The following is a 24,073-nucleotide window of genomic DNA, read 5'->3' on the forward strand; positions in this document are numbered from 1 at the left end:
CCCTCCCTCTGTTCAAAATAACCCGGTTGAAGAAAGTTGAATTAACTTCCAATTTTGTGAATGAAAATATAATCGGTATTTCCAAAAAGTAAAGAGAACTGACTTTAATTATTTTTAACAGAAGATTTTTATGTATCTACAGTAATCGGGTTTAATGCCCGGGGAAGAGTAAAGAAAACTTTTGTACCTTTCCCAAATTCACTTTCAATTCTTATAGTGCCCCCTTGTTTCTCAACAAATTCTTTTACCAGCATTAATCCCAACCCGGTTCCGCGTTCCTGTGCAGTCCCTTCGGTAGAATGTTGTTGATCTATACGCAATAGTTTTTGAAGATCATCTGCTCTTATTCCAACCCCGTTGTCTTCAACCACAACTTCAATCATTTCACCCAGATGATTGTTATATACTTTAACTTCACCGCCGGGGTTAGTAAACTTTATTGAGTTTGTTATCAGGTTTTCAAGAACAGATGTGAGCATATTTTTATCTGCCGTAACACGAGTATCATTTGAAATAAGATTTTCGAGGGAGATATTTTTGTTCGCAGCATTACCGCTTAGCAATTTTAGTTCGGAATCCACGGTTTCATAAAGATCAATTTTCTGAGGGAAGTATTCTTTTCTTCCCGTTTGAATTCTTGACCACTCTAAAAGATTCTCTATAAGTTTATATAGATTTTTTGTCGAGTTATTAATGTTCTCAACAAACTCTCTTATTTCTTCCCTGTCAAGCGATTTATAATCTTCAAGCAGCAAATTTGAAAAACCAATCAGTCCCTGGAATGGGCTTCTGAGATCATGCGCCACAATTGAGAAGAACTTATCCTTGCTCGCATTTAATTCCTGTAATTTTATCTTCGATTCAAGAAGAGCATCTTCCGCTTTTTTCTTATCGGTAATATTCCTTGAAATTATTGTAACCGCGATCACTTTTCCATTTTCATCTTTTACAGGAGAAAGCAGATTTGAAAAACACATCTTTTCACCCTGCCAGTGGAATTCATCTTCAGAAATTAATGGCTTGGAGCTAACAGCTACTTCGTTTACATGTTTTTCAAGAATTTCTGCCAGATCCTTTTCAAAAAAATCGTACGGAGATTTTCCGACAACTTCACCCGGAGTGAGTCCATATTTTGTAGCGCCGTTATAGTACAGAATTTTACCTTCAAGATTCTGCATTAGAACAATATCTTCTGCGCTCTGCAGAAGCAGCCGCATCCGTTCTTCACTTATGCGCAAAGCTTCCTGAATTCTTTTTCTTTCTTTTATATCCCGCAGCCAGAAAGAGATGTACCTTAATTCACCTTTAATATTCTTTATCGGTGAAATGGTCATGCTTACGGGTATCAGTTCATCGCTTCTTCCTGAAATATTTGTTTCATAACCGGACACGCCTTCACCTGATTTACATTTTTCAACCCATTCTCTGATAAGTGTTGAATCAAAAGCTGAGTTTGGAGGAAAAGTAAATCCTCTTAATTCATCGGAGCTGTACCCGATTAATTTTTCCAGCGCAGGGTTAGCGGCAATTGTTTTAAAGTTGATGTCTGTAATCAGAATTGGGTCGACACTGCCTGTAAACAGGGCACGCTGAAGCTCTTCACTTTTTCTAAGTGCCAGTTCAATCTTCTTTCTTTCAGTCAGATCCGTAGCGGTAAAAACACAGGCATAAATTTTCTTTTCATTTCCGATGAGAGGATAAAGACGAACCATTAAATATTTTTTTGTGCCGTCTTTAGATTTAAATATCAATTCAGGGATATTGAAAGTCTTTCCTTCAAAGACCTGCTGGATCATGTTCTGAACTTCTGATACATCGGATGAAGAATGCAATAATTCAGTAAAAGATTGTCCAAGTATTTCACGCTTGAACTGAAATAACTCTTCACAAGCCTTATTCCAGGTAATCAGTAACCCGTTTTTGTTAACAGAAAAAATCTGGTTCGGTGAGTTCTCAACTGCCAGCCGGTATCGTTCTTCGCTAATCCGCAGTGATTCCTCAGAACGTTTTTGTTTGGTTATATCTCTGCCGACCGATTGATACTCTATTATATTTCCTGATTTATCAAACAACGCTTTGTTAGTCCACTGCTGCCATTTTACTTCGCCGTATGGCAGTACAGCACGAACTTCGATGATGTTGAGCGGGTTATCGGGAGAAAGAAGCAGCAGGCTTTGATCAAATTTTTCTTTGTCCTTCTCAACAATGAAGGTGTTAAAATCTGTTCCGATTAAATCTTCTGCTTTTTTATTAAAGTATCTGCAGTAGGAATTATTAACAAAATTAATTTTCTTAACCGGTGACCACCTGCATATTAATTCAGTCTGATCTTCAATGATAGCTGAAAGACGTTCAAGGTTTTCAAGAAGAACTTCATCAGTTCGTCTTTTTTCCGGGTAATCAATCAGTACTGAATAACACTCACGATTCAATTCACCCTGCCTGTTCAAACTTCTGCTTTTAATAAGGAAAACTGAAGGCGATCTGTAATTTGTATTTAAGACAAGTTCTGCTGATTGAGTACCGCTCTCAAGAAATGTATTGCGAAGATGTAACCGGAAAACTGCTTTACTATCAGTCGAGAGATAATTGTAAAATAATTTTTTGTATAAGCTGTCTGCGTCTTCTTCAAGTATATCAGCTGCAGTTTTGTTGGCGCTAATAATTTGTCCTCTTTCATTAAAAATTATTAGTGAAGCCGGAATAGAATTTATCTGGGACTGGTACTGCTGTTTCCTGAAATCAGATTCTCTTAATCTCTGAAAAAGCTGTTCGTTTTTTTCTTCGGTTTGTTTGTGGAGGTCTTCAAGTTTTCTTACTAATCTGAAAGTTTCTTCAGGAGTAAAATTTTCATGGTTTTGTAAACCGTTAATAATCGTTTCGGCTGTTGTGCGGAATGATGCAGAAGAGTCTGAGCCAGGCTTCATTATTTGAGTATTGGATCCAATTTTATTTTTAGTAAATGAATTAATAGTTACTCACAGGTTTTTCGTATTACTAAGTGTGACATCGCATCCGGAAATTCATCGAATCGGCAATCAGAATTTTCACCAGGTCAAAAGATTTTCAAACAGGTACTAAAGCGCATAAACATTTAGAGTTCCCCGGTAATTCGCAGATTCCTGATAATGCAGGCAACTACTCGCAGAATAAATTGTCCGATAAAAACGAACATTCATCCGCTTCAAAAATAAGTGAGTGATATGTTATATCCAATACAACAGAATTTTTTTTATTACGACCAAGACTTAACACTTACAAAAAAAATCCGATAATCAGACAGCGGGAAAACTCGTTTAACAATTTTAAATGGTGAAGTGCGTATTCGCGATGATAAATGACAACTCTATATTAGATGAATTAACCGGAGAGAAATTTGCGTCTGATGCACTAACCACCAGATTTAAAAATTTAGCGGGTAAATTTTGTACTCAGGATGTTCAATCAGGCATAGAGTTTATACATAAGTTTAAAGAAACGACACGCTTTTACAGATTTCCTCTCCCTCCTCAATTAAGTGAATATTTTATTCGCTATGAAGAAGCACCATTATTTTTTCTTTATGAAACTCCGCTTACCGCAGGTTATGAAGATTTTTTCCGGAACAGGTCGGATAAAAAATATCCATCCGAAGCGCACCGTTCGCTGATGGAATTCTATTCAAAATGGGTAACGTTAAAATCAATCAGCGATAAAAAGTTCTTCGCAAATTCGATGATTAACGTTATAACTAAAAATATTACTCCCGATTATTTTTTGAGCAGAATAATTCATTCGATTGTACTTATTTATGACCAGTTCTTCCACGATCCGTTCAGTGCCCGAGATGTGTTAAAAGAAACGGATGAAACAATTCAGAAGACTTCACTCGATTCAAATGTGTTAAATGAATTCAGATACTTTATAAAACTTCTGAACGGATTTTCATACCTCAGCCAGAGAGATCCGATTAATGCTTATCTTAGTTTTTCTGAAGCACTTCAACAGAAGCCTAACGGTATCTCTGCAATATTTTACCAGGCATTAGCTTCGGTTCATAAAAACGATCATGAAACAGCAGCGGAACTTCTGAAAAAAGTATTTCAGTTTGATGTTGACAGGTTGAATTATTCCGCTCAATTGAACAACCTTCAAATGTTTCAGTACTTTGTCAAATTCCCTGTAAGCGCAAATATTTTCAGGCAGGAAGACTTTGCCGCTATGTACAGGTCAATTGAGGAAATAATTGAAAATAATCGTAAGCGTGACGAAGTATCTCTGGATGCATTGAGGAACAGATTGTTGTTTTTAGCTCAACAGAAACTGAACGAGTTTTATAATGAGGATATTATCAGTACTGTAATTTTCCTTGAGTCAGTTGTTCAGAAATACCAGGGAAATAATACAACACTTTTTAACGCAGTTACACCGAAACTTAATGAGCGTATTGCATTAGCAGCCCTGGCACTTAAGAAAAATATTTCTGACAAGTTTATGTCCGAAGTAAATGAAAAGTTATCTGAGTTTGAGAATAAGAAGAATGAACACATTCAGAATATCGAAAAACTTAAAAAAGAATTCGAAGAAATTAAACTGCAGTCAAAACAAAAGCTTGACAGAACAATTTCTACCATTGAAAGCAATGCTGCAGCATTCATCGCTCAGTCAGAAGAAGAACTAACCGCATTGAATAACAATTCAAAATTAAACCCGATTAATTCATTTAAGACATCTATGGTGTATACAATCATTGCTACAGCACTGGTTTTTCTTGTCGGTGGAATAGCGGGTTATACCAATACTGAGTATTCTTCCGGTTCCGGGTTCAATGATCTGATGTCAGGAGTAATATTCCAGGGCATAAAATGGAGTGTTATAACTTTTCTGCTCGGAACATTGATTTCAATGGCGATGGCGGGATTTGCATTCATCGATAAATCAAATTACAAACACCGGCTTGTTCAGAGAATTAATGCGATAAAAAGTGATAAAGAAAGACAATTAACTTCGGCAAGAGAAAAAAGTAAATACAGAGACAAACTTTTGCAGGATAGTCTTAAGGACAGTATTGACCATGAAAATAAAAGCATCGCGAAGTTAAAAAAAGATATCGAAGAATTATCTCAAAAACTTACTGCCGACGCTCAATTGAAAATCTCTGAAGAAGTTAAAAGGATTGAGCCGCTTCTTCCTGATTAAACATTCTGCCCATTATTAGCCACAATTCTATATATCATCATAAACTTGTCCTGTAAATAGCCAACTGCTTTATCATTTCACTGGCACTAAATTCGATTTGTTTAATCAGCTAATGTTGTGCGCAAACATTTTATAAATACAGCCGGAGTTTTACAGTGAGCATTTCACTTAGTATGATCGTTAAGAATGAGGAAAAATATCTCCGCGGATGTTTAGATTCAGTGAAAGATATTGTTCAGCAAATTGTGCTTGTGGATACAGGTTCATCCGATGCTACAATATCAATCGCTGAAGAGTATAATGCAGAGGTTTATCAATTTGATTGGGTAAATGATTTTTCCGCGGCGAGAAATTTTGCTTTAAGTAAATCAACGGGCGATTGGATTTTATATCTTGACGCAGATGAGAGACTTTCAGAATCGAGTCTTGATGAATTAAAAAAAATAACATCAGCAAATGAAAAATTAGCTGTTAACTGTTTTGTTAAAAGTCCGGATGACCAAACAGGACGCGACAATGTTATAAGCTACACAAGATTATTCCGCAACGACCCGCAAATAAAATTTTCCGGTTCAGTTCACGAACAGATAATCGGCTCAATCAATGAAAACGGGTACAAATTAATTGATTCATCAATTGAGATTCTTCATCTTGGATACAATACTTCAAAAGAAAAAAAGAAACAAAAAGCATCAAGAAACCTTTCGCTTCTTCTAAATGACTATCAAAATAACCCTGACCTGTACAAAACCTTCCAGCTTGCACAAACATATAACGTACTTGAAGAATACGATGAATCAACAAAATTGTTCAGAGAAGTCATCCGGACAAAAAAAATTCCTAAAGAATTTCTGATAATATCATTCTACTATGTATCCGTTAATGAACTGCGGAATCACAACATTGAACCATCATTGAAATGCGCGATAGAAGGATTAAAACTTAATGACAACTATGCCCCTCTGAATTATCTCCTCTCAAAGATTTGCCTGCGCAACGGTGACTTAAACCAGGCTATCAAATTGTCGATGAAAAGTTATCGCGCTAATACGGACGTTTTAAAGAACAAAAAATTCAGCAGCAATGATATCATACTTAATAATGAAGAAATGATTCTTTACGGATTGAGCATATCCCAGCAGGCAGGCAGGATTGATGCAATTCAGTTTTTTCTGGGTGAATATTCAAATCCGGCAGACAGAAATTTTATCACTGATGGCAAGTTGAACGCAGGGGTTATTTCAAAATTATTGAATAAAAAGGATCTCGAAGAATCAGAGATCAACACGATCTGCAATTTTACAAACAAAGGAAATGTAGAATATGTTATTTCTATTCTTACTCCCTATAACAAAGTCAAATTGCGGTGTAGAATTCTTGAGTCTCTGATGAAAAAATTATCTGATGATTGTGCAGTAAAAACAGCGTACGCCATATCCTTGATGGAAGATGGAAAAACGACTGAATCAACATTACTTTTTGAACAGCTCCTGGAACACCCGGATGTTCAGCCGTCAGTTCCGTTTTATTTAATTTCTATTTATATCAGTTCAGGCAAATACGAAGAACTGACGAGACTGATTGACTTTTCTGAACAAAAATTCAAATCAATACCGGAAGCAAAGGCTGCAATAGATATGATAAAACAAAAAATTAAAGGGATATTACAGACAGCCTGAAATAGTTCTTCCGCTAAATTAATTCTTACCTGAAACGCTAAACTTTTGAACCGGTGTTTACGATAATCTAAGTAGAGAATAAAATCTCTTAAATAATAAAAGATCAAACAAGGATGTTTGATTAAACAAAACTAACACAATATACATGGAGGTATATCATGGGTTTCTCAGTAAACACCAATCTTAGCGCTCTTAACGCTTACAACGCATTAGCAAAAGTTAATGCACAAACCGAAAGAGCTCAGTTACGTCTCGCAACACAGAAGAGAATTAACTCTGTAGCTGATGACACATCAGGATTCAACATTGGTAAAACACTTGAATCATCTAACGGCGTGATGACTGCACAGAGAGGCAACATCAGTTCTGCAAAGAACTATTTGTCAACTGCAGAATCAGCTTTATTGCAGGTTGTAGATAAAATTAATGCTATAGTTGCAAAACAAGTTGATGCATCAGATCCGTTAAAAGATCAGGCTGCTATTGCTAATGATATCAGAACAATTGCCGGTGAAATTTCTTCTATTCTTTCAAACACCAAAATAGGTTCAACTGATATTCTTTCTTCAGCTTCTGCTACAGCAGCATTTAACGTTGGAACAACAGTAACTTTGGACTTTGCTGGTGCTGGTTACTTAAATGCACATGATCCAGCAACAACTTTAGGATCAGGTGGTTTAACTTCAACAACTAATGCAACAGTTATTGCTACTTCTACTGCAAACCTGACTGCTGACGTAAAAGCAGCCTTAGGAAGAATTGGTAACCTTACTCAGACTCTTGATAGTAAGGATGATTTCCTTGCAGCAGCTATATCAAACAATACAGCAGCTATAAGCAAGCTGTTTGATGCAGATATGGCTATGGAACAATTGAATGCTACCAAGGGGCAAATCGGTCAACAGATTGGTACATCGATGTTAGCTCAGCTTAACATAGCTCCTCAGAACATTCTGTCCCTGTTTCGTTAATGATGAGTTTCTAGATTTCACTCCCCCGGTTTACGCCGGGGGTTTCTTATTATCCTTTAATCTAGGGGAAGAAACACCAAATGCATAATCCGTCTCTTGCTTACAAAAACCAAAGCCGAACTAACCAATACCTGGTTAATGAAGTAATGGAGGCTACTCCTCAACAACTGCTGATAAAACTTTATGACATTGCTATTGTCAGCTGTCAGAAACAAGATATGATCAGAACCAACAAGGCAATTCAGGAATTGACTAATGCGCTCAATTTTAACGATGATGGCGCAAAGGAAGTTTCAATTGGTTTGTTAAGATTATATCAGTTTTGCCAGGACCAGATGCGTAAAAACAATTTTGATGTTGTAAAGAAAATTTTGACCGAGTTGAGGGATTCCTGGATTAGTGCGTTTAACAAGTAACAGGGGAACTTATGGCAGTTGATTTGTTAACTACTTCAGGTATTAATTCTCTCATAAACTCTTACAAGCTTACTGAGAGTTCTCGTTTGATAACGCCCATCAATACGAGGAAGACAAAGTATCAAAGCTTATCAACTGCCTATAGTAATCTTAGTTCTAAACTTGATGCTCTTAAATCTCTTCTAAATGAATTAAAAACTTCAGGATCCGGTTCAGCATTCAGTTCTAAATCGGCAACATCGTCAAACACAAATTTTTTAACTGCAACCGCAAGTTCACTTGCTGGTCTTGGCAGTTACGATCTCCGTATTTCTCAACTGGCAAAAAGTGATATTGCGATGTCACATGAATTGACTTCATCAGCCATAAGCGCGCTTGATGGAGTTCACAGTTTTATGATAAAAACCGGTGACGGAAGTACTGGTGAATATACAAGTACGATTGAAGTCGAATTTGATTCTTCTGATCCCACACAGACAAATAAATCTGTAATGGAAAAGATAAGGGATGCGATAAACTCCGATAAAGCTATTGTGAAATCGAATACATTTTCTGCATCTGCTGCGTACACCGGAGGACCTGGAACTTTAAAACTAAATCTTAACGGTACTGAAACTGAAATTTCATACAACGGCGGCGGAACATATGAAGATTTAATTGATGAATTAGTCACAAATATTTCAGCAAATACATCAGGTGTGGTTGCTGAAAAAGTTGTGGATTCACCAAACCCGGGAGATGTAAGCTTAAAACTTACTGTTTCGGATTCATCAAAATATATTTCAATATCTCATTCAACCGGCGCTGATATTGTCAGTGATCTGAATATCGGTGTTACCAAGGAGAAAGGTGCTTCCGGTATTGTAACAGCGGCATCATTTTCACCAGATGCAACAACATCACAATTTTCACTTACCTCCAAGTCCACCGGACTTGATTTCAGAATCAAAGAATTAACAGATCTTAACGGAGGATCAGCATTAAGTTTTCTGGGGCTTAATCTTGGTTCTTCCAGACCTGAGTTTACTCAATCTGCCGACCTGACCGATACACCGGGATTTATGTACAGTGACATCACTGCAGGGGGAAATCTTTTAAATTCAAGAATAAATTTTAACGGTCTGGATATACAAAGAAACTCAAACACAATAAATGATCTTGTTACAGGCGTTACATTTACATTAAAGTCTGTGATGCAGCCGACTGATACGACCGTAAACGTTGCAATACAGAATAATGTGCCTTCAATCAAAACAAAGATTGAGGAATTTGTTGCAAAGTTTAATGATGTATACTCTTACATAAAAACTAACAGTACAACATCAAAAGATGAACGCGGGGTATTTGTAGGCGATTCAAGCGCTACCTCAATTCTAAATAGTTTTGCTTCAACCGCTTATACTCCGGTGTCGGGTATTTTGCAGGGGAGCCTGAACACACTTTCACAATTGGGAATTACTTTCAATTCTTCAACAGGATTGGTTATTTCCGATAGTGCATTGTTGGAACAAAAATTAACCGAGAGTATAAGCCAGGTTGAGGCTGTATTTAATTCAACCAACGGAGTTGCGTCAAAACTGTTTAGTATTGTTTCACCTTACACAGGTAGTACCGGTTACCTGGCAAATTCAATTTCGTCACTCTCCACGAATATTCAGGGGCTGGATGATAAACTTACATCTGTCCAAAACAGAATAAATAAGACCGCGGAAAGTCTGCGTGCACAATACCAGAGATTGCAGTTACAACTGGCAAGTCTTTTGGATTTATCGGGGTCGTTCTCAGATACGAATTCCTTCTTTTAATTATGGATTATTTGAACACAAGAATTAAAGAAATAGATCTTTTGCTTCACGGGGTATTAAACGACATTAGTACCATGGAAGATGAAAATTTTGATGCTAATTTTAGCCACGCAAAAGAGAGTATGGTAAAAGTACAAAAGCTCAAAAATGAGCTGAAAATGAAGTTTTCATCCCGTGAGCTATCCAGGTTTGAGGGGGAGTTATTATTGATAACTAAACAAATTCAAAAAGAGTTCGATAATATAGTAGCCGATAAAAAGAAAGAACTGGCACAGGTATCGGCAGAGCTTGAAATAGTACGGAACCAAAAAAAACTAGCAATATATTTAGGGTAAAAAAGTGGAAATAAAAGGAATATCAAACAATCAGTATTTCTCAAAGGAAGTTAACAAGCCTAAAGTGGAACAGGAAAATCAGAATCCACAAAAGGACAAACTTGAAATTTCCAGGGAAGCTAAATTATTGCAGAGTAATTCAGCCGAAACTAAAGATCTTGATGCCATCAGGGAAAAAATTGACAGCAAGTTTTATAATTCAGACGAAGTTCTGAATAAAGTGGCAGAAAAGATTTTAGAAGAACTAAAAAACCCTTTAAAATAATTTAACTCCTACACACCTTTTCATATTAGCAAACATTGTTGAAATGTTTGCTAATTACTTTTCAAATCTTTAAAATTAAACGAGAGAATATTTTTACATTGTTCTTAACTGTTTGATTTTAATGTTTGATGACCAAATCCAAAATAATAAGCTTCAGATACTTGGAAAACTAACTGCAAGCCATGTACACGAAATCAGAAACCCTCTTTCAGCAATTCAATTGAATTTAGATTATCTAAAAATGCTCGGGTCAGAAATTCCATCCGACGCCCATACTTCAATCAATGATTGCAACGAAGCTCTGCAAAGGATTCAATCTTTAATAGAAATGCTTCTTGAATTTTCCCGTAAACCGAATGCCGAATTAAGTCAGGATTCTCTTAACCAGGTAACTTTAGATGCCATTGAGATAATGAAAGAGAATGCGCGGTTTAAGAATGTCACTATTGAAAAAGACCTGGCGACCGATGTGGAAAATTTCAGGATACCAAAAAACAAAGTGCTTCAGGTTATGCTTAACCTCATCACCAACGGAATTGATTCCTGTACAAAAGAAGGTAAGCTGAACATCAGAACATATAAACGTAATGATAATAAAAACTCTTTTATTTACTGGGAAGTTCAGGATAACGGTATCGGGATCAGCGAGGAAAACAAACAGAAAATATTTAAAGACTTTTTTACAAATAAAAAAAACGGTACAGGACTTGGCTTAAGTGTTTGCAGAATGCTGCTTGAAGAGTACAATGCCAAACTCGATTTTGAAAGTGAACTAAATAAAGGTTCCCGGTTCTTCATTAAATTCAACCATAACTCTACAGGACAATGAAATGAAATTTAAAGTTCTAATTGTTGATGATGATGATCTTGTTTGTCTGTCTCTGAAAAAAGTGCTGCTAAAATTAGGTTATGATGTTGAAGTGTGTATGAAAGGTGAAGAAGCCGTTTCCACTGTTGAAGAATTTGAACCGGATGTGATTTTGCTCGACATATATCTTACAACTCACAATGGTCTTGATCTTCTTAAAGATTTTAAGAAAAAATTTTACCACATCCCCATCATAATGATTACAGGGTATTCCGATATTAAAATTGCGGTGAGCGCTATAAAATCAGGCGCATTTGATTTCCTGTTAAAGCCGATTGACCTTGAACACTTACAAATGGTGATCAGTCGTGCACTTGAAACATCCAGCCTAAAAACTGAGGTAGATAAACTTCACACATTATTAAAATCAGATGAACTTACACGTGAATTTTTCGGCAAGAGCAAAAAGATGCAGCGGCTTGTAGCATCAGTTGAAAAGCTTGCGCTTAGCAGTGATACGACAATTTTAATCAGCGGTGAAAGCGGAACAGGAAAAGAAGTAATTGCAAAATATATTCATCAGAAAAGCCCAAGGAAGGATAGCACCTATATAGAAATTAACTGCGCAACAATTCCAAAAGAACTTGCCGAAAGTGAATTGTTTGGACACGAACGCGGCGCATTCACAGGGGCAGCGCAAAAAACAAAACTCGGAAAATTTGAACTTGCAAACGGCGGAACCATACTGCTTGATGAAATCGGTGAACTATCAAAGGATCTGCAGGTAAAACTATTACGGGTTTTACAGGAAAGAAAATTCTACAGGCTTGGCGGTGAAAAAGAGATTTCGATTAATGTTAGAGTACTCGCGGCTACAAACAGGAATCTTGAAGAAGAAGTGAAGAGCGGTAATTTCCGGGAAGATTTATTTTATCGTTTGAATGTCGCACAGGTTATCGTACCGCCATTAAGAGAAAGAAAAGAAGATATAGCACTGCTTGCATACTCTTTTCTAAAAGAGTTTTCTATAAAATTCGGAAAAGTCGTAAAAGGGATTGACGCGGAAGCAATTTCAATCCTTGAGTCATATCCCTGGAAAGGTAATGTAAGAGAATTAAGAAATGTTATGGAACGCGCTGTTCTTCTGCTTGAAGATGATGAATTAAAAGCCGAGCATCTTTCTTCACTTGCGGAATCAGGTGCGTCTGCTGAAAAAGATGAGGATAAATTTATACTTAAGATCCCATCAAAAGGTGTTCAGATTGATCTTGTGTTAAAATCACTGATCCAAAAAACTTTGAAAATAACTAACGGCAACCAGGTTAAGGCAGCTAAGATACTTGGACTTTCAAGATCTAAACTCCGCTACAGGATGGAACAACTTGGAATTGAAGTAACAAGAAATATTTTATCTGAGTAGTTTTTCGGATATGATTTGCGGTTTACTTAGTGATGCTGTTTAAATGATACTCTGAATGTACTTCCTTTGTGTTTTTCACTTTCTACACTTATAGTCGCATCATTTATATCAACATATTTTTTTACCAGTGACAGCCCAAGCCCGTTTCCTTCAAACCTTCTTGTGTATCCCATTTCTTCCTGTGTAAACGGACTGAATAAATTCGGAAGATATTCAGTTGAAATTCCAATGCCTGTATCTTTAACTTCAACACAAACACTATCACCTTTTTCATACAACTGAACATCAATCCTGCCGTGATTTGTATATTTTATTGCGTTCTCCAGCAGGTTGTTAAAAATTTGCCCGATTGAATATGCATCGCCGAAAATTTTTCCATTATTAGTCCTCTTTTCATATACCAATTCAATATCTTTTGCCCGAGCCCGGCTGTGAAATTCAAGAGAGATATTTTCAAGAACATCTTTATCAAGATTAATTATTTCTTTTCTTACTTTAAAGTTTCCGGTCTGTATTTCGGAAAGGTTTAAGATTAATTCTATAGTCCTGATTAATCTTTTCGAGCTGTTGTCAATTATTTTGAAACTTGATTCCATTCCAACCGGTAGTTTGGATTCAAATTCTTCTCTCACAAGTCCGATATATGTAAGTATATTATTCAGCGGCGTTCTTATTTCGTGCGACATTTGTGCGAGGAATTCTGATTTAAGTTTGTCTGCCCGTTCTGCAGATTCTTTAGCGCGAATAAGTTCTTCTTCAAATCTTTTCCGCTGTGTCACATCTTCTTTTATAGCCAGGTAGCTTGTTATTATTCCGTCGTCATTAATAATTGGTGAGATTGATGCCTGTTCCCAATACAACTCGCCTGTTTTTTTCATATTAAGAAATTCACCATGCCATTCATTACCTGAACTTATAGTCTGCCACATTTGTTTATAGTCGGCTGCGGTTTTAAAATCAGATTTTAGAATCCTGGGATTTTTACCAGCCACTTCAGCAAAGCTGTATCCCGTTACTTCGCAAAACTTTGGGTTCACATATTCAATGTTACCATTCGTGTCAGTAATAATAATCGATGATGAACTCTGTTCAACTGCACGAGACAGTTTTCTTAATTCCAATTCAAAATCTTTCCTGTCGGTTATATCTCGTCTTGTTCCCCATACATGTGTAAGTTTATTTTCTGTTATAATTCCGGCAAGGTTATTAATGATATGCCTTAACTTTCCTTTACTATCAAACTCGAGTGATTCATAGTCAGATACTCTGTAGCCGGATTCAATAAACTGCCTTATAAATCCCTCTTTCTGTTTCTCAGTCTGTTTAAGGAGTTTCTTTATCGGCGCACCTATTATACCTGCAGAACTACTACTTCCAAACATATTGGCATATACGTCATTACATTCCATAAGGTATCCGTACTTAAGGATGTATTCAACCTGCATTTCAATTTCGGAATTTACCTGCATTGGCTTTTCAAGTGCGAAACACCAGATACCGTCTGTGCTTTGCTGAACGAAAGCTCTGTAACGGTCTTCACTTAATCTTAATGCTTCTTCTGAAAGTTTGCGCTGTGTTATATCCGAAAAAATAGTAGCAAAACCATAGTCACCCCAGGGAGCTACAGAAATTAACAGGTATTTCTTTAATGGTTCATAATAGGTTTCAAACTGGAATGATACCCCGGTTAATACTGTCGAACTGAATTCTTTAAGAAAAGGCGGGCTATCGATATTATAAACTTCTGTGGCAAGCCTTCCTGTAACCTGTTCTCTTTTTAGTCCAACAATTTTTTCATACTCGGGATTGATGTCTACAAGTACGTAGTTAACAGGCATGTCGTTAGCATCTACAATTAAGTGATGAAGTGCAGCGCCTTCAGCCATATTTGTAAATAAAGAATGAAATCTTTTTTCACTTGTCTGTAGTGCATGATCAGCGACTTTCTTTTCTGTGATGTTCTCAACAGTTCCATCGTAAAATAATATTTGTCTGTTATTTCCATATACTGCTTTCGCGCTTTCCCTGATCCAGATGTAAGTGCCGTCAACTCTCATCCATTGAGCTTCATGCCCGATGATCTGACCATGTTTTGCCATCTCTTTCCTGAACCACTGCCTGCTGTAGGTAGGTGCATATCCAAATTCTTTAAGATTATTCTGAGCCATTTCATCGAAAGAAACATATCCAAGCATTGCCACCAGCGCAGGATTTGCCATTAGAATACTTCCGTCCGGAGCCGAACGATAAATTCCGATCAACGTGTTTTCATAAAAAGTTTTGAATCTTTGTTCACTCTGTTCCAGTGCTTCAATAGTTAATTTTGATTGTGTGATGTCTTTTATTGTTCCCAACACAACTAATTCTTTTTCCGTCTGAAAAACTTTCACCTTTAAATTAACCGTAATCCCTTCTTTATTTTTTCTGATTAGTCTTACATCATATTTATCGGGTGCGGGTTTACCGGTGATCCTATTTTTATAGTTAGTATAAACCATGTTATAGTCAGGAGGCGAAACTACATCAGACAATCTTTTTCTGAGTAGTTGTTTACTGCTATAACCTAATAATTCTGTCACTGCTTTGTTGGCATATTCAATTTTACCATTTCTTGCTATGAATATTCCATCGCGCACAAGTTCAATAAGTTCATTGTACTTTGTTATTGTTTCATTCAAACGGAGATAAAGTTCTTTTGACTCAGTCAATTCACGAATCTGCGCCCGGTATACTTCATCACCTAATTCCGGATGTTTAATTGAGATTGCATCTAAACTTATTTCAACCGGCTTTTCTTTTGAACTTATTATGGTTAGTTCAGCATTTTCAATTCTGCCCTTTTTGTTAAGCACAGAAAGTATTTTCTCTGTAAAAATATTTTTTGATTCTTTAGCTAAGATCTTTGAAAAATTCCTGTTCAACAGATCAGCTTTTTTATAACCGGACATTTTATAAAATGATTCGTTTGCAGTGAGGATTTTCCCCTTGCTGTCAATCATTATGAGATGTCCCGGCAGACCCGATTCAATCAGCTTAAAATAATTTTCATATTTTTCAATTTTGTTAGAAGCGTCATGTTTTTTAATTACTGATTTCAGAACAGAATCAAATTCAATCTTTGAATATGGCTTGTAAATCACTTCAGCATCAAAGCCGGATTTTACTTTGGCGAAGAATCCGGGGTCGTGGTTCTCAAGAATAAAAATAAAGTTTGTATTAACCTTTTTTAATATTGATGCAGCAGTCTTATAAATACCTGATTCAGCTTTTGAGTTTATCGCAAATAAAATAACGGTGGGCTTAATACTTAAACCTGTTCTGATCGCATTACCGGGGGTAGAAAATGAAATCGCAGAAATTCCATTTCTCTTTATCAGGGGGATTAATTCACCAGGTTTTTTCCCTGATGAATGAACTATCAAAATATTTAAATTATTCTTCTTAACACGAACAGTTTTCATCTGTGTGCGACTCCATCAACACAATATCAAAATAAATGTGAACTGCCTTAAAACTTCGTAGATTGATTGAGAATTAATTTAAGTGACATTTTTATCTTTTCAAAAAATAAAATAATAAATACACGATTTGATTATTCTTTGAAAAGATTAATAAATCATATTCTACCTGAAATTCTTTTTATCATCCGGAAGAGTAAAAATAAACCTGGTTCCCCTGCCCGGTTCACTCTCAACATAAATTTCACCATTGTGTTTGCGGACAAGGTCTTTACAGATTATAAGTCCCAACCCGCTGCCGCTTTCTCTGTCGGTCCCGGCGGTAGTAAACTGTTTGTCAATTCTGAATAGGAAATCAAAATGTTCTGCTTTAATACCAACACCGGTATCTTCCACAGAAACTTTTATTCGATTGTAATCCCGGATAGCAGTAATGGTTACACTGCCACCCGGTAAAGTAAACTTAATTGCGTTTGTGATAAGGTTCAGAAATATTGAGTTAAGCATATTGGTGTCGGCATAAACACTAATCTCTTCACTTACTTTGTTCTGCAGTTTTATTCTTTTGTTGTCCGCCATTCCCTGTAATAGATTGAATGCATAAGTGACTTCCTCATTTAAATTACAAACAGCGGGATGAAATTCCATTTTTCCTGTTTGTATTCTTGACCACTGCAGCAGCGTCTGCAAAAGATTGTAAAGGTTTTTGGTTGTGTTCTGTATATGACTCGTGAATGTTTTAATTTCTTCAGGAGTAAGATTTTCATATTCATCTTTCAAGACAGATGAGAATCCCAACAATCCCTGGAACGGACTTTTCAGGTCATGAGAAATAATGGAAAAGAATTTATCTTTGGCAGCATTCAACTCTTTTAGTTCTTCAGAATATTTTCTGACAGCTTCTTCTGCGGCAATCCGCTCAGTAATATCGCGGCAGAATACAACTAGTCCCTGTCTTGACGGATAGATATTAAACTCAAAGTATTCACGTATTTCATCTTTGTGTGAATCAAAGACAATGTTAACAGGTTTTTGATTTAAGACAACTGCCTGTAAAGAAACTAGAATTCTGTTAGAATTTATTTTAGGAAAGATTTCTGTTACCGATTTCCCAAGAACATTTTCAGATTGAATGCCGGTTATTTTTTCAGCCGCGCTGTTCCAGTATGTATAACACAGATTACGGTCCAGTGCAAAAAACATGTCTGTAAAACTTTCAGCAAGTTCTTTATATCGTTCATTTGTCTCCTGCAATGAAAGTTCGACTTTCTTCCGCTGTGTTATGTCTGTAAAAACTGCAAAACTTCCCTGGTAAATTCCCGACAAATCAAAAAGCTGGCGGGGTGATACAAGAACGTAAATCTCTGAACCATCTTTTCTTTTTAAAATCTTTTCCTGTGTTTCAATTTGATTTGATGCCTGATCTGTTAATGCATTAAATCCGAATGAATCAATATTAGCCCCAAGCAGTTCTTCTTCCGAAGCACCGATCATTTCACAATATCTTTGATTGACAAACTGGTACTTTCCTTTTACATCAACAATTGCAAGCCCTTCATTCATTGTCTTGACAAGTTCCCGGTACTTATATTCACTTGCTCTTAGTTCTGATGTTCTTTTAATTATTTCAGTTTCAAGTTTGGAGAAATATTGTCTTTGTGCGGCGTATTTATAAAACGCGTAAGCAACACCTGCGGCAATAGCCATTAATAAAATTACAAACCAGGCCTGCCGATAAAACGGCTGGTTAATTGTAATCTCAGCAGAACGGACTTCTTCACTCCATTCGCCATTTCCGTTTCTTGCCTGAACTCTTAACACGTATGTTCCAGGATTAAGATTTGTATAACGTGTAGGCAGCGGGCTGTTATCTCGAATCTCAATCCATTCTGTATCAAATGGTTCGAGCATTATCCTGAAATTAATTGATCGTTCATTTACAAACGAAACACCGCGGAAATAGAAATACAAAGTATTATCACTGCTCGAAAGAGTTGATGGAATTCTTAATGGAAATCTTTCTTTTCCCTCAAGCTCAAAATAAAGAATCTGGGGATCAGGAATTTTTTCGGGGTAAGTATCATACTCTGACAAATAACACGATACACCCTCGTCAGTGCCTATCCAGACACGATTCAAATTAACAACTAACACAGCGGCACGGTTTGTTTCGTTTCCGGCAAGACCATGATTTTTAGTGAATTGCCTTAGTATTTTGTTATCCCACTTATAAACTCCCTTGTTAGTTCCTATCCAGTAATTTTTTTCACGATCCTGAGTAATAAAATATACCGGGCTTTTAATTTTATTTTTTAGTGGCTCGTATGGAAGCAGTGTGTCTCCGCTAAGTTCATACACTCCTTTGTAATTTCCGATAAGTATTTTACCTTCATCATTTTTGAAAGCAGAATAATGATTGTTGAGGTCATTATTTTTTTCAAAGAAAATAGTCTTAATTAACCTGGATTGATGAGGATCCAAAATCCTGATTCCGGGTCCAAGCAAATACAACAATCCGTTTATTTTTTCAATTTTTCTAATTGATGATTTTGCCTCAGGAATATTATGAACAGGTACCAGCCGGTTGCCGCTCAAAGTGAATAACCCGTTAGTTGACGCAATCCAGACTTTATCATTATCATCAACTGCAATAGAGTTGAAGTTGATATTAAGATCAGATGAATACCACGTGATATTTTTAGACTTACTGATTTTTCCCAAACCGAATTGGGCAGAAATAAACCAGATATTTCCTTTAGAGTCTTTCGCCATATCACCTACACGGAAATGCATGTAAGAGGTTTTAAATTTATCGCGAAGATCAATTTTTTGAGTGCCGGTTTCCGAAAAGAATGTAAGCCCCATGTTATGACCGAAAACAAGTGTGGATGAATCAAGACTCGCAATGGAAGCAACTTCATCCTCAAGCAGCCCGGTGTTTTCATTGTAGTTGATGAAACGAAGCGTGCTGATTTTATCAACGCCGCGACCGTATGAGAACCAGATGTTTTCCTCCTTATCAATGAATACCGAATTTGCACCGGCACTGATAAATCCGTTCTCACTGCCCAGTTGAACTAATTTGCCTGTATTCTCATCTATATAAAACTTGGCTGAACTATTCCCGAAATAAATTCTTCCTTTTTTATCCTGAATAAAAACAGGACGTTCATGAAAAGGTAACCATCTGAGACTAAGATCTTTTATCAAAGTAGTGAGTTTTGAATTTTGATACCGGGCAATTCTCCCTGCATCAAATATTAAGATTGCCCCATCTTCAGAAAAGAACAATGAATAAACACTGACGTTGTTTGTTTTCAAACTTGTATTGATTGAGTTATCAATCTCTGAACCATTATAAACTGATATACCTTTTTTTGTACAGATATAGACTTTGCCGTTATGTTCAACCAGACTGTTCACATAAGGGTCAATCAATCCATCATCTGTAGTAAGTTTTTGCCAGCTTTTATTTTTAAAAACGAAAACACCGCTGCTGGTGCCGAGCACAGGCACAACCACACCATTCATCCTCACCGGTTGAAATGATGTAAGTACAAGAATTTTCTCTTTAGGGAAAGGAATAAATTTCCATTTTTTATTTGTATAGTAGGCAATCGTATCAAAAGGACTGAAAGGTACTGCCCAGATTTTATCTTCAACATCACGCACAACACGGAAATATCTTTTAGCGCTTAGCCCATCAGAAGAATTATAGTTGATCCATTCCGCGCCATCGTACCGTGAAATTCCGGAGAGGGTGGCAAACCACATTCTCCCCTTATCATCCTGTGTAATATCATAAACCCCGTTATCCGGCAGCCCGTTTTCAACTGTATACTTCTGAACATTAAAACTTTGTCCAGAAGTTTTTAGTACTAACAGGATAATTACCCCGATGGTCAACCGGAAGATTTTTGATAACACGTTAGTTGTTTTTAGTTAGTTACAGGAATATTTAAATAACTGTTTTTTTCATCCAGGCATTTCGGCAGTATTCTCAACCTGAGGATTAGAATTTAAACCACCTGCCGATGTTTTTTCCGTATCAATTTTTTTCATGAATAACTTAATCCTGTCAAATGTTGAACGGACTTCCATAGGCTTTAACATGTAGTCGGAAATTCCCAGTGAAAGCAGTTTAGCAATCATTTCTTTATCACTAATAGCGGACAGGACAATTACCGGCAGATTTTTATAAGCCGGAGTTTTGCGAAGCATCTCAAGCAGTTCATCCCCGCTGATATCGGGCATGCAAATATCCATTAACATAAAATCAGGACGGAGTTTTTGCAGAACTTCAAGTGCCTTTTTTCCATTTTCAGCTTCGGTTACCTGGCATTGTAGTCTTCCTTCAAGAATCCTGCGAAGAAACAGTCTTATCGTCTGATCATCATCTACAATGAGAGCTTTCATTAAAATAATCCTTTCCGCAAAATAATATTAATCAATTGTTTGAGTGTACTGATTTATTAATTGGAATCTTAAATCCAAACCTGGAACCATGTCCAACCTCACTCTTGACCCATGTATACCCGCCGTGAGTTTCAATGATCATTTTAACAACCCACAATCCAAGTCCTGTACTTACCTCGTCACCGGTTGGTTTGGCTGATAATCTTGCGCCTTTCTGGAACGCCCGTTTTACATCTTCCGATGTTAGTCCGGGTCCTTCATCAGATACTTCAACCAGAACAAAATTATTTTCCTTTTTTGCTGTTATTTCTATTTGCGAATCTTCCGGTGAGTATTTAATTGCGTTGTCTATCAGGTTATCAATCGCTTCAATTATTTTATCCATGTCCATCCAGATTTCAGGAATATTATGATCAATGCTAAGAATAATTTCCTGTTTCTTCAATTTTGCTTTTGCCATATTATTCTTAATACAATGATTGACTGCCGAACTCAATGAACTAAACTTAAACTCAGCCGCAAACCCGTTCGATTCATGAAATATACTTCTGCTGATAACTGTTGATAGCCGAATAATTCTGTCTGCAGCGGTTAGTATAGTACTCATTATCTCCCTCTGTTCCTGCAGACTAAGGTCATACGTCTCAAGCAGGTTAACAAAACTCTTTATTGCGGATGCAGGATTTTTTACATCGTGGATGTACATAGCGAATAATTCTTCCTTGCGTTTGTGAAGTTCTTCTATGTTATCCAGTTTTTCCTCTAATATTTTTTTTGCTTTTTCAAGATCGGCATTAATTGTCTCCAGCTCGTTAGCCCTGATGTTCAATCTTGAAATCGAACTTTGAAGTTTTTCGATGCGCTCTTTTAACTTAATGATTTCATTCTGCCTGTCCTTTGATATTGACTTAAGAAGTGTATCATCGACAAGCGGTTCATTAGTGGTTTTTATTTTTGTGTGGATGTAATTTATTACCACCATTAATAATGCGAAAGCAATAAGGATGATGACTATTTCCATAAAGAATTATTTCCCGATAACACGGTTCCCTTCCGAGATTTTAAGTATCAGACTATTTACCGGTTTATTATCGAAGGAAAGCTCCCAAAAGTTGAAGGAAACCGGAAATTATCTGTGTTTTAGTGATTTTTGGGGAAGCGGTGGATGGTAAAGACTTATCAGCTGCCCGGAATCTATAACCGGATATAATCTATATTATAGAAATTCAGAACCCTCATCGCCCTCAAGGTATTCCATCTGCTTGGTTTGCCCGCCGGTTCCATTTCAAAATGTACGATACCGGGATGTTTTGATTGTATTGACCAGCTTCCATCGGCTCTTTGTTTATTCTGAATGATTTCCAGTGATTCCTTCATTCTTTCATCATAAGGAATATTTGCCCTGTAGAAATATTCTAAACATCTGAGAATATCGTAATACCATCTTGATGGAAATGAAAGCATCAGCATTTGTTTTTTTATCACCTCTCCCGTACGATGCGATCTGAACAGTTTATGTAAAAGCAAAAACTCTTCAGCTTCTGTGGCGGCTTTTTCTAGTTCATTTATCCTGTAGCTGTATTTATTATTTGTGTATTCAAGTATACCTTCAAGTACTGATATAGTTGTATGCATTGAACTGTGAGTCGCACCCGATCTGTTTGAATGACAATTAAAACCGCCGTCACCCATTTGCTGGTCAAGCAATAGATCAACAACCGGTTTTAGCTTTTCTTCCTTCGTCTTAAAATATGAAGCATAATTAAGGAACATTCCGTTAACACATATATCACTGTTTGCCATATGATGTGAAGGATTAACTCCACCGTCTCTACCAGTATTTTCTGATATGATTTTCGAAATGGTTTCTTTAATAATTTTATTGGCGGGAGAAACATTGAGATATTTCAGATCAACCAGAGTATAGTGAGATGAAATCCATTTGGGTTGGTAAAAACCCGCACCCCAATGTCCGTTTGAATTACGGAGTGATAAAAATTTTTTCCCCCATCCCTCTTTTGAAATTTTTTCTCTCAGGCTTTTTTTATCCGTACCAAGCAAGTCCCTGTAAACCTGGTACTGAACAGAAACATCACCTTCAAGAAGCCACTTAATTATTTTGTTGTGATTTTGATTACTCATTTTAATGATAATCAATTGTCGGTGCGTTTTTACAGCTCAGGTAAAGCATAGTGTCGAGCACCGCGACTTCGATAAGGTAATTGCCGGAAGAGATAGTTACCTTTTCCGTACCGCACCAATATCCCCTGTTGATATTGGAGAATGTTTTACCATTTACTTCAGCAACCGCGTCTTCATCAGGCATGCCTGTGTCAAAAGTAAATTGATTATAAATAAAATCAGATGAAAGGGATCCGTCGCTAACATTGCCTATTGCGATTCCACCGACATTCAGATTTTTAAGATCATATCCCGAATTGTTCTTGTACTGTATATGAAGTTTTCCATCCGCTGGATTAGTAATATCATTCAACTCATTACAGCCCGCCAGCATCAGAAGAAGTGATACAGATAAAATCAATCGAATCATTTTTATTCTTCCTTCAATTAAAAAATTATGAATGAGTTTTAATCACCGGATAATTTATAACATTAGAAATATTATTTCAAAACTCTGAAATGATCAGAGAAATAGTTACCAAAAAAAAATTCTTGCAGTCTATACAATTGTCAAATGGAAGCGTCAAGACATTTTCTTACTTGCTTAGTTCTGGAGTATTGTTAAAAGAATTCGGAACGTACACGTTGTATAACAACCGTTACTTCACGAATAGTCCTCCCACAAAGTTCTAAAAATGCATCATCAACTTGAATCAATGTCGACACTTCTGAAACATCGCCTTCAGAAAAAGACTGTTCGTCGGGTAATTTAATTTTGAAAGGAAGAGATTTTGCATTTAAAATAAGTGCATTATAGCTAGGTCCTTTTCCGTGTTTCAGTACATTGATTGCTAAAATAAGATTGTTAAAACGTGTTTTTACTTCAATTTCACCTTCTTCAATCAATATTTTCTTAGCTTCATCAAAACCACTTTTACAACTAAGACTTTCTTGGAGAATAGATTCAAAGATAGAAAACATTCCAACTGAGAATATAGTTTTTTGAAGTTGAATCATTTGAAGAGTTTTTACTAGTGATGTCGCTCCACTAGTTTGCGATTCTTTAATCACTGTCTCGTTCACTTTATAAAGACTATCAATAGTAAAGACTGTGCATCTATCTATAAGTTCTGTAAAACTGTGCATATAAATTCCAATCTCTATTTATTATTTCTATGCTTAATATTGAATTTTGAGTCGA

Annotated in this window: 17 protein-coding genes; 9 read left to right on the forward strand and 8 right to left on the reverse strand. The window is 36.5% G+C overall.

Features of this window, described 5'->3' with window-relative positions; genetic code table 11:
* Positions 1–128 precede the first annotated feature (128 nt).
* Positions 129–2,927, reverse strand: a complete 2,799-nt coding sequence (locus IPM56_14425; GenBank protein ID QQS35429.1) for a PAS domain S-box protein — start codon at positions 2,925–2,927, stop codon at positions 129–131.
* Between the two features lie 403 nt (positions 2,928–3,330).
* Here IPM56_14425 and IPM56_14430 point away from each other — a divergent pair, with 403 nt between their 5' ends.
* The 9 genes from IPM56_14430 (at position 3,331) to IPM56_14470 (ending at position 12,877) form a co-directional block, all read left to right on the forward strand.
* Complete coding sequence (locus tag IPM56_14430; protein QQS35430.1) at positions 3,331–5,178, forward strand: hypothetical protein; 1,848 nt, start codon at positions 3,331–3,333, stop codon at positions 5,176–5,178.
* 155 nt (positions 5,179–5,333) lie between these two features.
* Positions 5,334–6,857 (forward strand): glycosyltransferase family 2 protein, encoded by a 1,524-nt coding sequence (locus tag IPM56_14435; GenBank protein QQS35431.1) that lies wholly within the window; start codon positions 5,334–5,336, stop codon positions 6,855–6,857.
* 158 nt (positions 6,858–7,015) lie between these two features.
* Positions 7,016–7,828: a flagellar biosynthesis protein FliC gene (locus IPM56_14440; protein QQS35432.1), complete on the forward strand. Its 813-nt coding sequence runs from the start codon at positions 7,016–7,018 to the stop codon at positions 7,826–7,828.
* 80 nt (positions 7,829–7,908) lie between these two features.
* Positions 7,909–8,244: a flagellar protein FliS gene (locus IPM56_14445; protein QQS35433.1), complete on the forward strand. Its 336-nt coding sequence runs from the start codon at positions 7,909–7,911 to the stop codon at positions 8,242–8,244.
* 11 nt (positions 8,245–8,255) lie between these two features.
* Positions 8,256–10,049: a flagellar filament capping protein FliD gene (gene fliD, locus IPM56_14450; protein ID QQS35434.1), complete on the forward strand. Its 1,794-nt coding sequence runs from the start codon at positions 8,256–8,258 to the stop codon at positions 10,047–10,049.
* 11 nt (positions 10,050–10,060) lie between these two features.
* Positions 10,061–10,384, forward strand: a complete 324-nt coding sequence (locus IPM56_14455; GenBank protein QQS35435.1) for a hypothetical protein — start codon at positions 10,061–10,063, stop codon at positions 10,382–10,384.
* 4 nt (positions 10,385–10,388) lie between these two features.
* Positions 10,389–10,649, forward strand: a complete 261-nt coding sequence (locus IPM56_14460) for a hypothetical protein (GenBank protein QQS35436.1) — start codon at positions 10,389–10,391, stop codon at positions 10,647–10,649.
* Positions 10,650–10,770: 121 nt separating this feature from the next.
* Entirely contained in the window at positions 10,771–11,478 is a 708-nt protein-coding gene (locus IPM56_14465; GenBank protein QQS35437.1) for a HAMP domain-containing histidine kinase, read from the forward strand.
* 1 nt (position 11,479) lies between these two features.
* Positions 11,480–12,877 (forward strand): sigma-54-dependent Fis family transcriptional regulator, encoded by a 1,398-nt coding sequence (locus IPM56_14470; protein ID QQS35438.1) that lies wholly within the window; start codon positions 11,480–11,482, stop codon positions 12,875–12,877.
* Positions 12,878–12,903: 26 nt separating this feature from the next.
* Here the strand turns inward: IPM56_14470 and IPM56_14475 are convergent, their stop codons facing one another.
* The 7 genes from IPM56_14475 to IPM56_14505 all read right to left on the reverse strand — a co-directional run bounded on the left by IPM56_14475 (position 12,904) and on the right by IPM56_14505 (position 24,018).
* Entirely contained in the window at positions 12,904–16,338 is a 3,435-nt protein-coding gene (locus IPM56_14475; protein QQS35439.1) for a PAS domain S-box protein, read from the reverse strand.
* A 162-nt stretch (positions 16,339–16,500) separates the two neighbouring features.
* Positions 16,501–20,262 carry a PAS domain S-box protein gene (locus tag IPM56_14480; protein ID QQS35440.1) on the reverse strand — a complete coding sequence of 1,254 codons (3,762 nt, stop codon included), beginning with the start codon at positions 20,260–20,262 and terminating at the stop codon, positions 16,501–16,503.
* A 48-nt stretch (positions 20,263–20,310) separates the two neighbouring features.
* Positions 20,311–20,751 carry a response regulator gene (locus tag IPM56_14485; GenBank protein QQS35441.1) on the reverse strand — a complete coding sequence of 147 codons (441 nt, stop codon included), beginning with the start codon at positions 20,749–20,751 and terminating at the stop codon, positions 20,311–20,313.
* A gap of 31 nt (positions 20,752–20,782) precedes the next feature.
* Entirely contained in the window at positions 20,783–21,772 is a 990-nt protein-coding gene (locus IPM56_14490; GenBank protein ID QQS35442.1) for a HAMP domain-containing histidine kinase, read from the reverse strand.
* A 173-nt stretch (positions 21,773–21,945) separates the two neighbouring features.
* Complete coding sequence (locus IPM56_14495; GenBank protein QQS35443.1) at positions 21,946–22,893, reverse strand: hypothetical protein; 948 nt, start codon at positions 22,891–22,893, stop codon at positions 21,946–21,948.
* Position 22,894: 1 nt separating this feature from the next.
* A complete protein-coding gene (locus IPM56_14500; protein QQS35444.1) occupies positions 22,895–23,302 on the reverse strand; it encodes a hypothetical protein in 408 nt (135 codons plus the stop codon).
* 191 nt (positions 23,303–23,493) lie between these two features.
* Entirely contained in the window at positions 23,494–24,018 is a 525-nt protein-coding gene (locus tag IPM56_14505; GenBank protein QQS35445.1) for a hypothetical protein, read from the reverse strand.
* Between the last annotated feature and the right edge of the window lie 55 nt (positions 24,019–24,073).

The organism is Ignavibacteriales bacterium, assembly GCA_016700155.1.
In the GTDB taxonomy this organism is placed as follows: Bacteria; Bacteroidota; Ignavibacteria; order Ignavibacteriales; family Ignavibacteriaceae.